Annotated in this window: 9 protein-coding genes and 2 pseudogenes; 3 read left to right on the top strand and 8 right to left on the bottom strand. The window is 66.7% G+C overall.

What is annotated here, in order from left to right:
- From KBZ15_RS08770 to KBZ15_RS08785, 4 genes and pseudogenes are all read right to left on the bottom strand, one after another.
- Positions 1–302, bottom strand: a pseudogene (locus tag KBZ15_RS08770) (signal recognition particle-docking protein FtsY); the annotation flags it as partial.
- Between the two features lie 7 nt (positions 303–309).
- Positions 310–948 carry a transcription antitermination factor NusB gene (nusB, locus tag KBZ15_RS08775; RefSeq protein WP_254931595.1) on the bottom strand — a complete coding sequence of 213 codons (639 nt, stop codon included), beginning with the start codon at positions 946–948 and terminating at the stop codon, positions 310–312.
- On the bottom strand, positions 948–1673 hold the full coding sequence (locus KBZ15_RS08780; protein WP_197152674.1) for a DUF502 domain-containing protein: 726 nt from the start codon (positions 1671–1673) through the stop codon (positions 948–950). The genes nusB and KBZ15_RS08780 overlap by 1 nt, the downstream gene beginning before the upstream one ends.
- Positions 1674–1744: 71 nt before the next feature.
- Positions 1745–2416: an HpsJ family protein gene (locus KBZ15_RS08785; protein ID WP_255014814.1), complete on the bottom strand. Its 672-nt coding sequence runs from the start codon at positions 2414–2416 to the stop codon at positions 1745–1747.
- A gap of 48 nt (positions 2417–2464) precedes the next feature.
- Between KBZ15_RS08785 and queG the strand changes: the two genes are divergently transcribed.
- The 3 genes from queG to KBZ15_RS08800 all read left to right on the top strand — a co-directional run bounded on the left by queG (position 2465) and on the right by KBZ15_RS08800 (position 6952).
- Positions 2465–3412, top strand: a complete 948-nt coding sequence (gene queG / locus KBZ15_RS08790; protein ID WP_255014815.1) for a tRNA epoxyqueuosine(34) reductase QueG — start codon at positions 2465–2467, stop codon at positions 3410–3412.
- Between the two features lie 24 nt (positions 3413–3436).
- Positions 3437–4336 (top strand): tetratricopeptide repeat protein, encoded by a 900-nt coding sequence (locus tag KBZ15_RS08795; RefSeq protein WP_255014816.1) that lies wholly within the window; start codon positions 3437–3439, stop codon positions 4334–4336.
- 198 nt (positions 4337–4534) lie between these two features.
- Positions 4535–6952 (top strand): DNA topoisomerase (ATP-hydrolyzing) subunit A, encoded by a 2418-nt coding sequence (locus KBZ15_RS08800; protein ID WP_255014819.1) that lies wholly within the window; start codon positions 4535–4537, stop codon positions 6950–6952.
- A 34-nt stretch (positions 6953–6986) separates the two neighbouring features.
- Here the strand turns inward: KBZ15_RS08800 and purF are convergent, their stop codons facing one another.
- The 4 genes and pseudogenes from purF to KBZ15_RS08820 all read right to left on the bottom strand — a co-directional run.
- Positions 6987–8468 carry an amidophosphoribosyltransferase gene (purF, locus tag KBZ15_RS08805; protein WP_255014817.1) on the bottom strand — a complete coding sequence of 494 codons (1482 nt, stop codon included), beginning with the start codon at positions 8466–8468 and terminating at the stop codon, positions 6987–6989.
- Between the two features lie 23 nt (positions 8469–8491).
- Positions 8492–10837 (bottom strand): phosphoribosylformylglycinamidine synthase subunit PurL, encoded by a 2346-nt coding sequence (gene purL / locus KBZ15_RS08810; protein ID WP_396123425.1) that lies wholly within the window; start codon positions 10835–10837, stop codon positions 8492–8494.
- Positions 10838–10900: 63 nt separating this feature from the next.
- Positions 10901–11593 carry an RNA methyltransferase gene (locus KBZ15_RS08815; protein ID WP_255014818.1) on the bottom strand — a complete coding sequence of 231 codons (693 nt, stop codon included), beginning with the start codon at positions 11591–11593 and terminating at the stop codon, positions 10901–10903.
- Positions 11594–11595: 2 nt separating this feature from the next.
- Positions 11596–12044, bottom strand: a pseudogene (locus KBZ15_RS08820) (DNA polymerase III subunit beta); the annotation flags it as partial.

The raw sequence follows: 12044 nt of genomic DNA on the forward strand, positions 1-12044 counted from the left end.
GCTTGCGGGGCTGCTGCGGTTTCAGGGGTCGCGAGGCCGATGGCCTGCTGCCGTTCGGCCCTCTGGGCCGCCGCCTGCTCGAGCAGGGACAGGACGGGTGTCGGTTCTGGGGAGGGAGTCTCTGGGAAGGGAGGAGGTGCAATGGCCTCTGGTGGCGCCTCCTTGTGTTCCTCCTGCTGCTCCTGCTTCTGCTCCTCCTGCTGGGCCTTCAGCCGGGCGTAGGCCAGCCGGGCCCATTCCAGGGCGTCCTGATTGGCGTCTGCTGGGTCAGGCCCAGTTCGGTTGAACCAGTCGTAAGCCATGGCGCCCTCAGGCTCCCGCCACTGCTCGGGCGGCGGTGAAACGGCGCAGCACCCCATTGATCATGCGGCGTCCCTGTTCGTCGCTGTAGCGATTCGCCAGCTCCACGGCCTCGTTGCAGGCCACCGCCGGGGGTGTCTGGAAGCTGTCGAGATCCACGGCGGCCAGACGCAGGATGTCGCGGTCGATGCGGGGCAGACGGGTGAGGCGCCAACCCTCCATCACCCCATCGAGCCGGCCATCGATCAGTTCGCGGTCGCGCAGCACGGCCTCCACCCGGGCGAGGGCTCCGCGGCGCACCTGATCCTGATCGGCCAGCAGCAACAGCCGCGGCAACTCCAGGCTGGCGGAGAGGCGATTGATGGCCTGCTCGGCCGCCGCCAGACCCGCATTTAGGTGCTGACGCACCCGCGGCAGCTGCTGCTCACCCTGCTCCTGCAACTCGCTGTCCAGTAACTGCTGCTGGGCTATCTGCAGATCCTCTGCGGATCGGTCAAGGGCATCGCGCACGTGCTGGCTCAAGGTGGCGAGCACCTGCTGCAGCAGGCCATCCATGGCGGTGGGCAGTACCGGCTTTGGGCCACCGCGGTCGCTGATCTGACCCAGCATCAGCAGGGCCAGTTCGCGGGAGAGGGTGCGGCTCTGCATCAGGAGAGTTGGGGGGTGCGCAGCTGGGCCAGCAGGCTGGAAAAACTGCGATTGGGGGTGGACCGCTCGTCGGGGTTGACGATGCCGGCGGAAATGATGGTGCGGAAGGCATCCTCCACCGAGATCTCAAGGTCCTTGACGGAGCGTTCCGGCACCAGGGTGTACCAGCCAGTGGTGGGATTGGGGGCCGTGGGAATGAACACACTGAGCATGGGCTCGGGCAGGCCGGCCTGGAGGGCACTGCCAATCACGCCGGTCACAAACCCCAGAGCAAAAAGCCCCTCCCTGGGATATTCGACCAGCACCACGCGACGAAATTTAGTTGAGTTGCCCTGCAGGAAAGTTTCCAGCAACTGCTTGAGGGTCTTGTATACCGAGCCCGCCAAGGGAATGCGCAGCAGGGTGCCCTCTCCGAATTCCAACAGCCAGCGGCCGACGATGTTGCGGGCCATCAGGCCGATCAGCAGGATGCCGAGCAGGGGCACCAGCAGGCCAACCCCCAGGTTGATCAGCTCCTGCAGCAGGGGGCTGAGAGTATTGAAAGGGTTGAACTGCTTGGGGATAGATGTGAGAAAAGCCAGCACAAAACGGCTCACCGTGGTGGCCAGCCAGATCGTGGTGGCCAGGGGAATCACCACCAGCAAACCGGCGATCAGGTCGTTCTTGAGGTCAGCCTGAAGCCGGTCTCCCAGGGGCTGATCTGTCTTGGGATTGGCTTGAACCAAGTGACAATCCGGAAATCCGGCCTGCAGCTACCACTCTGCAACTTAGCCAGCCGGCAGCACCTAGCGCCTGATCAGAGCAGGGCCACCAGGGCCACCAGCACAAAGCCGATCGCCAGCACCACTGCGGCACCGGTGCCGGCATAGCGGCGCTGCTGAACGGCCACATCCCGGCCCAGGCCAGCCTGGGCGAGTTGCTGCTCCGCCCGCTCGAGCTGGGGCTTGAGCTGGGTCTCGATGAACTCCTGGGCTTTTTGTCTCTTGAGTTCCGAACTGGCGCCTTCGGGTATCTGGCCGTTTTGCTCCGCCTGGGCGATCAACTGATCCACAAAGGCAGGGTCCTGCAGCTGCTGCTTCTGCCTCTCCAGCTGGGCAGACTGCTGGGCGATGGCCCCATCGGCCTGGCTGGCCTGCTCCTCCAGGGCCTGGCTGGCACCAATCGAAAGTGGCACCCCCACCACCATCGCCAGGGCCAGCAGGATGGCCAGAACGGCCACGAGCAAGCGCAGGGGGGTGCGGCCGGCGGCGGGATGGTCGAGACGGCTGCCGAACAGCATCAACAGCAAACCCACCAGGGCCAGGGGCGCCTCGTTGACCAACCTTTCGGCGAGCAGGGAGCGGAACGGTTCAAGCGACCAGTTCCAACTGGCCACCAGGGCCAGCAGGTGCAGCCCGAACAGCACGACCAGGGTGAGGCCAAGCCAACGCAGCAGGTGGCCCAGGCGGCCGAAGGAGGCAGTGCTCACAGGCGAATGCTCGCGGCAGATTGGGATAACGGCGCAAGTGTACGGGCGATGGCGCACAACGCCCACGGGGAGCTGGCACTCCAGCTGAAACAGCAGGCCCGCCAGCTGGGGTTTGACCCGGTGGGCCTCGCCGCCGTGCCCGCCGGAGAGCGCCTGGGCCTGCGAACGGCGGCCCTGGAGCGCTGGCTAGCGGCGGGATATCAGGCCGACATGGCCTGGATGGCCGACCCGCGCCGGCGCGCGGTGGAGCAGCTGTTGCCAGGGGTGCGCAGCCTGCTGGCGGTGGGGCTCAACTACTACGTGGCGGCCGAGCGGGCCCCAGGCTCCCTGAAGGTGGCCCGCTACGGCTGGGGCCGCGACTACCACCGGCTGATCGATGGCCGCCTGCGGCGGCTGGGCCGCTGGCTGGAGAAGCAGGTGCCCGGCGTGCGCTGGCGGGCCTGCGTCGATAGCGCCCCACTGCTGGACAAGGCCTGGGCCGAAGAGGCGGGCCTGGGCTGGATTGGCAAGCACGGCAACCTGATCAATCGCGAGCGTGGGTCTTGGCTACTGCTGGGCCACCTGCTCACCAGCCTGGAGCTGCCCGCCGACGCCCCCGCCCAGCCCCTCTGCGGCAGCTGCAGCCGCTGCCTGCCGGCCTGCCCCACCGGCGCCATCAGCGAACCCTTCGTGGTGGACAGCCGCCGCTGCATCGCCTTCCACACAATCGAAAACCGCGATGCCGAGCTGCCCGCCGCCATCGCCACGGCCCTGGAGGGCTGGGTGGCCGGCTGCGATATCTGCCAGGAGGTGTGTCCCTGGAACCAGCAGCCCCTGGCGAGCAGCGACGACCCGGATCTGCAGCCGCGGCCCTGGCAGCTGGATCTGCGGGCCGAATCGGCCCTGCAGTGGGGTGACGGGGAGTGGGATGAAAAACTGCGGGCTTCAGCCCTGCGACGGATCAAACCCTGGATGTGGCGTCGCAACCTCAGAGCCAGTGAGGGCAACCATGTCTAGGGTGGCCAAACCTGTACCCAAGCGATGGCACGGCGCCGGTTGCGCACTTGTTGGTCTCTGGTTGGTGCCATCGGACTGCTGCTCACCACGGGCCTACCCGCCAAGGCCCTGGTGCCCTACGTCTATGTGCCCCAACGGCGGGAGCTCGAAGGCGCCGGAATGGGAATTGCCCAGGCGGCCGCCCGCTTGCTGCGCCTAGGCCAGGCCGGGGATGCGGCGCGCCTTGCAGCCCTGACCGTGCAGCTGCTACCTGAAGACCCCCGCGGCTGGGTGCTGCTGGCCGAGGCCCAGCTGCGCAGCAACCAGTTGGAGCAGGCCGGCATCTCCCTGGCGAAGGCCAAACAACTCGATCCCCGCAACCCGGGCATCTGGTTTGCCGAGGGCTCCCTGGCCCTGCGGGCCAGCAAGCCAAGTGAGGCCATCAACCTGCTGGAGCAGGGCCTGAAGCTCGACAGGAGCAATGCGGGGGCCTACTTCGACCTCGGCAACGCCCGCATCCTTCTCGGCCAGAGCGGCGAGGCCCTGGCGGCCTTTGAGCGGGCCTCCTCCCTGCGCAAAGACTTCTGGGAAGCCCTCAACAACCAGGGGCTGGTGCTGTTCGAGCAGGGCCAGAACAAGGCCGCCATCCAGCGCTGGCGCCAGGTGTTGGGCATCAAACCAGACGCTGCCGAACCGACCCTGGCCCTGGCCGCCGGCCTATTTGCCAGTGGCGCCGAAGGGCGCAGCGAAGCCCTGGAACTGGCCGGCAAAGCCCTCGACAGCGACCCCAACTACGTGCTGGAAAGCTATCAAAAAGAACAGCTCTGGGGCCCAAAACTGCGCAGCACCACCCAGCAACTGCTGCTGATGGGGGAGCTCAAGCCGATGGTGGATCGGGCCCTGGCCAATGCCAGTCCTGAGGGGGAAAGCAGCGAGGAGGAGTGAGGCCAAGCGTGAACTGAACCCCCCAGATGGTCTGGGGATCCCTGGACAGCATCTGTAGGCTGAGCCCCACTTTCCCTCCCCAGACCACAGCAACGGATGGCCGAGGAGCATTCAGGGGAATCCAGCGGACCGGATAACAATCCGGGTAGGGATCCGGGCAACGATCCGCGCATCCAGCCGATCGCCCTGCATCAGGAGATGCAGCGCTCCTACCTCGAGTACGCGATGAGCGTGATCGTGGGGAGGGCCCTGCCGGATGTGCGGGACGGGCTCAAGCCAGTGCAGCGGCGGATTCTCTTCGCGATGCATGAGCTGGGCCTCACCCCCGATCGCCCCTACCGCAAGTGCGCCCGGGTGGTCGGTGACGTGCTGGGCAAGTACCACCCCCATGGCGACCAGGCCGTCTACGACGCCCTGGTGCGCCAGGTGCAGACCTTCGCCAGCCGCCATCCATTGCTGGATGGCCACGGCAACTTCGGCTCCGTCGACGACGATCCGGCGGCGGCAATGCGCTACACGGAAACCCGCCTGGCCCCGATCGCCAATGAGGGGCTCCTCGATGAAATCGGCAGCGAAACCGTTGACTTTGCCCCCAACTTCGACGGCTCCCAACAGGAACCAACGGTTCTGCCCGCCCAGCTGCCCTTCCTGCTCCTCAATGGCTGCACCGGCATCGCCGTAGGCATGGCCACCAACATCCCGCCCCACAACCTGGGCGAGGTGGTGGATGCCCTGATCGCCCTGGTGGGCAACCCGGATCTCAGCGACGAAAAGCTGCTGGAGCTGGTACCGGGCCCGGATTTCCCCACCGGCGGCGAGGTGTTGGTGGGCCAGGGCCTGCGCGACACCTACCTGCTGGGCCGGGGCAGCATCCCGATGCGGGGGGTGGCCCACATCGAGGAAGTCCAACCCGGCAAGGGCCGGCACCGCCGCGGCGCCGTGGTGATCACCGAGCTGCCCTACCAGCTGAGCAAGGCGGGCTGGATCGAGAAACTGGCAGAGCAGGTGAACGAAGGCAAGATCGGCGGCATTGCCGACATCCGCGACGAGAGCGACCGGGATGGCATGCGGGTGGTGGTGGAGCTGCGGCGGGACGCCAATGCCGAAACCGTGCTGGCCGACCTCCAGCGCCGCACCGCCCTGCAGAGCAATTTTGGGGCAATTCTGCTTGCCCTCGTCAATGGCCAGCCGGTACAGCTGAGCCTGCGGCGCCTGCTGCAGGAATTCCTCGAATACCGCGAACTCACCCTGATCCGGCGCACCCGCTACGCCCTCAAGCGCTGTGAGGATCGACTCGAAGTTGTCGAGGGTCTGATCAAAGCCCTCAACGCCCTGCAACGGGTGATCGCCCTGATCACCGCTGCCAGTGATGCCGCCAGTGCCCGGGCGGGCCTGCAAGTGCAGTTCGATCTGAGCGAGCGCCAGGCCGATGCGGTGCTGGCCATGCCCCTGCGGCGCCTCACCGGGCTGGAGCAGGCAAGCCTGCGCAAGGAAGCGGACAACCTGGCCACCGAGCAGGGCCAGCTGCGCCAGCTGCTCGACAACCGGACACTGCTGCTCAGCACCCTGGTGGCCGAGCTGAAGTCGTTGCGCAAGCGCTTTGCGACACCCCGGCGCACCCGCCTGGTGGAGGGGGGTGACGCCCTGGTGGCCCAGCGGGCCGCGGCGGTTCGCCCCAACGCCGAGCTCCAGAGGCAACAGGCCTTTGCGGCTCTCAACCCGGATAGTCGCCTGCTGATCCAGGCGGATGGGGCTGTCAAGATCATCAGCCCCCAGGTGCTCGGTCGCCTCCACCTCGAGGAGCCCGCAGAGCTGGCCGAGCAACCAGCTCCCGCCAGGTTGATCCTGCCCATCGCCGCCCAGCCGCTGTTGCTTGCCTTCACGGTGAGTGGTCGGGTGGCCCTGCTGCGCTGGGAATTTGCCGCCCAACAGCCCGGCAATCTGGAGCGCTTCCTGCCCGAAAGCCTCGAAGGGGAGCAGGTGGTTCAGGTGCTGCCACTGCCGAAACAGGGAAGCCTGGGGCTGCTGAGCAGCGACGGACGCTTCAAGCGCCTGCCCGTAGGTGAGTTCCAGGAGTTATCTGGGCGGGCCACCACGGTGCTCAAACTCAAGGAAGGGGTGAGCCTGCGCCGGGTGGTGAGCGGCCAGGAAGGGGACCTCCTTGTGGTGGCGAGCAGCACCGGGCGAATGCTCCGCCTCCTAATGAACGAAGCCAACCTGCCGCTGATGGGCCGTGCGGCCCAGGGCCCGATGCTGATGCGGCTGCTGCCAGGCGAGGTGGTGGTGGGGGCAGCCTGCGCCCCTGACGAATCGGCCAGCCTGCTACTGGCAAGCGGAGCCGGGCAGCTGAAGCTGCTGCGGATCTCAAGCCTGCGCCCGTGCCAGCGCGGTGACATGGGCCAGATCGGCCTGCGAATCCAGCAGCGGGGCGATGCCCTGATCGACCTGAGCGGAGCCGACGGGCCCTTGGTGGGATTGCTGAGCGACAGGGGCTGGAGCGGCCGTCTCGAGCTCAGCCAGCTGACCCCGGAGGACTGCGTCGGTGCTGGCATCTGCCTCGATCTTCCGGCGGGCCAGCAACTTCGCGAACTGGTGCCGTTGATCAACACCCCCTAGTGCCCGGCCACTACCGGTTCAGCAGGTAGTGCAACTACCGGTGCAACAGCACGCTGGCAGCGATTCCGGAGGGCTCCAGCATCAACTTGCTGGAGCGCACCTGCTCGTCCATCTCGATTGGATAGCTTCCGTCGAAGCAGGCCGTGCAGAAATTGCTGGAATTTGCCTGGGCGGCCTCCACCATGCCCTGCTGACTCAGGTAGGCGAGCGAATCGACGCCCAGGTGGGAGGAGATCTCAGCGAGGCTGAGCCGGGCAGCGATCAGCTGGTCCTGGGTGTCGGTGTCGATGCCGTAGAAACAGGGGTGGGTGACCGGCGGCGAACTAATCCGCATGTGCACTTCGAGGGCCCCGGCATCGCGCAGGGCCTGCACCAACTTGCGACTGGTGGTGCCGCGCACGATCGAATCGTCGATCACCACCACCCGCTTGCCCGCCAGCACATCGGGCAAGGGGTTGAGTTTGACCCGGATACCCGCCTCGCGCATCGCCTGGGTGGGCTGGATGAAGGTGCGACCCACGTAGCGGTTCTTGATCAGGCCATCGCCGAAGGGGATGCCACTCGCCTGGGAGTAACCGATGGCAGCCGGAATGCCGGAATCGGGTACACCGATGACAATGTCGGCCGCCACAGGCGTTTCCCGGGCCAGGGCCTCGCCGATCCGCACCCGGTAGCTGTAGAGGGATTCGCCGAAGAAGCGGCTGTCGGGTCGGGCGAAATAGATCATCTCGAAGATGCAGAGCTTGGCCTCCTCCACGCACCAGCTGCTGCGCTCCGGCAGGGGATCACCCGCTCTGAAATGGATGATCTCGCCTGGTTCCACATCTCCGTCAAAAACAGCGCCGATGATGTCGAGACCACAGGACTCACTGCTAACAACCCACTGGGCATCAGCCAGATCGCCGATGTGACCAAACACCAGGGGGCGGATGCCGTGACCATCGCGCAGGGCGAACAAGCCCTGGGGCGTGCCGATTACCAGGCTGAAGGCGCCACGGCAGCGGCTGGCGGCATGGCGGATTGCCCCATCCCAGTCGCGGCCCCCATTCACCGCTTGCTGGATCGCAAAGGCAATCAACTCGGAATCGGTGGTGGAGGTGAGCTCGCTGGCGATATCTGCCAGCTCCAGGCGCAGCTCGGCCGCATTCACCAGGTTGCCATTGTGGGCAAGGGCACAGGGGCCTAGCCGGGTCATCAGCACCACCGGCTGGGCATTGCACACCTTGCTGCTACCGGTGGTGGAGTAGCGGTTGTGGCCTACGGCCAGGTCGCCGACCAGGCGTTCCAAAACGTCCTGGTCGAACACCTGACTGACCAGGCCCATGTCTTTATGCAGTCGTACCTTGTGGCCGGCATCGAAGACGGCGATACCTGCCGACTCCTGGCCGCGGTGCTGGAGGGAATAGAGGCCGAAGTAGGTGAGGTTTGCCACCGGCTCCCCAGGCGCCAGTACGGCGTAGATGCCGCAGGCCTCCTCTGGTTTATCGGGCCGCTGATCGGTGGGGTCCGAATGCATCACCAGCACGGACCCATTCGGGATCAGAGGGAACGGCCATTCTGCACCAGATCCCCACCCATGCGCCGGGGGATGGCCTGCTCATAGCAGCTCTGCAGCGCCTCCACATCCTGATCCAACAGCAAGCTGCCGGCCTGGCTGATCGTCAGGCGGGCCAGGGCCGTGACCGTCCCAATCGGCTGGGCCGGAACGGCAGCAGCGGCGAGCGCCGCCTGCCACCTCTGGGCCTGGGCCGGCGCCACGCTGACCAGGATGCGGGCACCGCCCTCGGCAAACAGCAGGCGATCCAGCCGATCGCCACTGGGGGGCAGTTCGAGACGGGCTCCGAGGCCACTGGCCATGCAGCACTCCGCTACAGCTACCGCCAGGCCGCCATCGCTGAGGTCGTGGGCGGAATTCACCAGGTTGGCGCCAATGGCCTGGCGCAGGAAAGCCTGCACCTGCCGTTCCAATGCCAGGTCAATCAGGGGCGGGCGACCGGTCACCAAACCATGAATGCGCTCCAGGTAGCTGCTGCCAGAGAGGCTCACCCTTTCATCAATGGCGGCGCCAACCTGGCTTGCCAGGGGCACCCCGAGCAGCCAGATGGCATCCCCGGCTTCGCGCCAAGCCAGGCCCCGCAGCTGGGCCAGATCGTGCACCAGGCCAACCATGCCCACCACCGGCGTGGGCTGGATGGGCTGCATGGAGCCATCGGGCAGGCGGGTTTCGTTGTACAAAGAGACGTTGCCACCGGTAACGGGGGTATCCAGCTCCCGGCAGGCCTCGGCGAGGCCCCGGCAGGCCATCGCCAGCTGCCAGTAACCGGTGGACGTTTCCGGCGAGGGGAAGTTGAGATTGTCGGTAATCGCCAGGGGCTCAGCGCCGACGCAACTGAGGTTGCGGGCAGCTTCGGCCACCGCCGCCATGGCCCCCCGCTCGGGGTCGAGGGCCACCCAGCGGTTGGGGCAATCCACCACGGCTGCCACGCCACGGCTCGATGCCGCCATGGCTCCCTCCCCCTGCTGGGGCCGCAGCCGCACCACGGCCGCATCGGCACCGCCAGGGGGCACAACGGTGTTGACCTGCACCTGGTGGTCGTATTGGCGATACACCCATCGCTTCGAAGCGATGGTGGGGTCGTCTAGCAGCTCCAGCAGGGCACCGTTCCAGCTGATCGGCAGCTCAGCTGGCAACTGGTCTTCGCTCCAGCGCCAGTGGGCCTGGATCTCGGCCGGAGGTTCGCTGAGCAATTCGTGGTGGTTGATCGGGGTGTCGTCGGCCAGGGCGCTGGCGGGCACCTCGGCCGCCACCTCGCCGTTCTGGAGCACCCGCACCACGTTTTCCTGCAGCACCCTGCCCACCACGGCCGCCTGCAGGCCCCAGCGGGTGAAACGCTCCATCAGCACCTCCTCCGTGCCGGGCTTCACCACAAACAGCATCCGCTCCTGGGATTCGCTGAGCAGAAACTCATAGGCGGTCATGCCGGTCTCGCGGGCGGGCACGCGATCGAGGTCCAGCTCGATGCCCAGCCCCCCCTTGGCGGCCATCTCCGAGCAGCTGCAAGTGAGGCCGGCGGCGCCCATGTCCTGGGCGGCCACCACATCGCCGCTCGCGAAGGCCTCCAGGCAGGCCTCAATCAACCCTTTCTCGAGAAAAGGATCACCCACCTGCACGGCGGGCCGATCATCCAAGGAGGCCTCGGTGAGCTCGGCGGACGCAAAGCTGGCGCCGCCCATGCCGTCGCGGCCGGTGGTGCTGCCCACGTACACCACCGGGTAGCCCACGCCCTCGGCGCCGGAGCAGACGATCTGCTCGGTTTCCATCAGCCCCAGGGCCATGGCGTTCACCAGCGGGTTGCCGGAGTAGCTGGGATCGAAGGCCACCTCACCGCCCACGGTGGGCACGCCCACGCAGTTGCCGTAGTGGGCGATGCCGGCCACCACGCCCTCCATCAGGCCCACGTTGCGCCCGTCCTCCAGGGGCCCAAAGCGCAGGGCATTGAGCAGGGCGATCGGCCGGGCGCCCATGGTGAAGATGTCGCGCAGGATGCCGCCCACACCCGTGGCAGCCCCCTGGAACGGCTCCACCGCCGAGGGGTGGTTGTGGCTCTCGATTTTGAAGGCCAGGCGCTGGCCCTCACCCAGATCCACCACGCCGGCGTTCTCGCCCGGGCCCACCAGGATGCGGGGGCCGGTGGTGGGGAAGCCCGCAAGCAGGGGCCGCGAGTTGCGGTAGCAGCAGTGTTCCGACCACATCACCCCGAACATGCCCAGTTCGGCGCGGTTGGGAGCCCGGCCCAGGCGGCGGCAGATCTCGTCGTAGTCGGCCTGGCTGAGGTTCTCCTTTTTCAGTGCCTCGGGAACGGAATAGGCGGGAGCGGCGACCACAGACACCTGGGGCAGATCTTTCCAGTTTCCACGAGGGTGCCTGGAACGGTCGCCCTGGGTTGGTCAGATCCAGGGATCGTCATCTCGGGAACGGCTTGGCTGGGCTTCCTGCTGGGCTGGCTCAGGGGGGCTACCCGGCTCCTGCCAAGGGGTTTCCTCCAACCATCCTTCGAGTTTCTCCTCAAAACGACCACTCACCTGCTGCATCTGCTCACGCCAGCGCCGGGAGCGCCGCAAAACGTCCTGCCGCACACTCGCCCTGGCCAAGGGCAGGTCGTCGAGACCCTCGACATTGGTCCATACCCGGCCTGGCTGCTGGTCGACCAGGCGATCCAAGCTGAGCCGCCAGCGGCTGCTGCCGGGCAAGCGGGGATCGCTGCGGCTCACGAGGTAATGGCGAATGCGGCCGGTGGCCAACTCGATGGCGGCATCCGCCAGGGTGCCCATCGGTTGCTGCCGGCGGTCGAGCACCTCGGCCTCGATCAGGCAGGGCAACCTCTCGACCACCCCCTGGTCCGTTTCGGCCGGCTCCCCCTGCACCAACACTTCCAGGTCGATCAAGCCGCGCAACTGGTTGAGCTTCCACACCAGCCGGCGGGATCCAAACGCTGAAGGCCTCGAGATCCAGCCCAGCACCCGGTGAACAGGGGGATGCATCCACACCTGGAGGCCGGCCCCGTGGTCCAACCCCTGGTGGCAGCGCACCCGTCTGCGCAGCAGCTCACTCAACAGCAACTGCTCCGGAAGGTTGCCCACCTTCAGCTGCGGATCTGGATGGGCATCACCAGGTAGGTGAACTGGGCACCGTCGCCAGGCGTAAGGATCGCCGGGGTGGTGGGGGCGTTGCACTGCAACAACACCTTCTCGGCAGCCATCGTCTTGAGACCATCGAGCAGGTAGCGCACGTTAAAGGCGATCTGGACCCCTTCCCCTGTGATCTCAGCTGCTACGGCCTCAGAGCCACTGCCCACATCCTGGGCATCGGCCTGGATCAGCAGCTGGCCGGTGGCCGGATCGGCGCTGAATTTCACCACGTTGTTGTGCTGATCTGCGAGTACGGCCACTCGTTCCAAGGCAGAGACAAGGGCGCGGCGATCGAGGCTGATGGTGCGGCTAAACCCATCGGGGATCAGTTGCCGGTAGTTGGGATAGGTGCCATCCAGGCTGCGACTGGTGAGCACCTGATCAGCCCAGAGAAACACCACCT

It is taken from the genome of Cyanobium sp. BA20m-p-22, assembly GCF_024346275.1.
Classification (GTDB): Bacteria; Cyanobacteriota; Cyanobacteriia; order PCC-6307; family Cyanobiaceae; genus Cyanobium_A.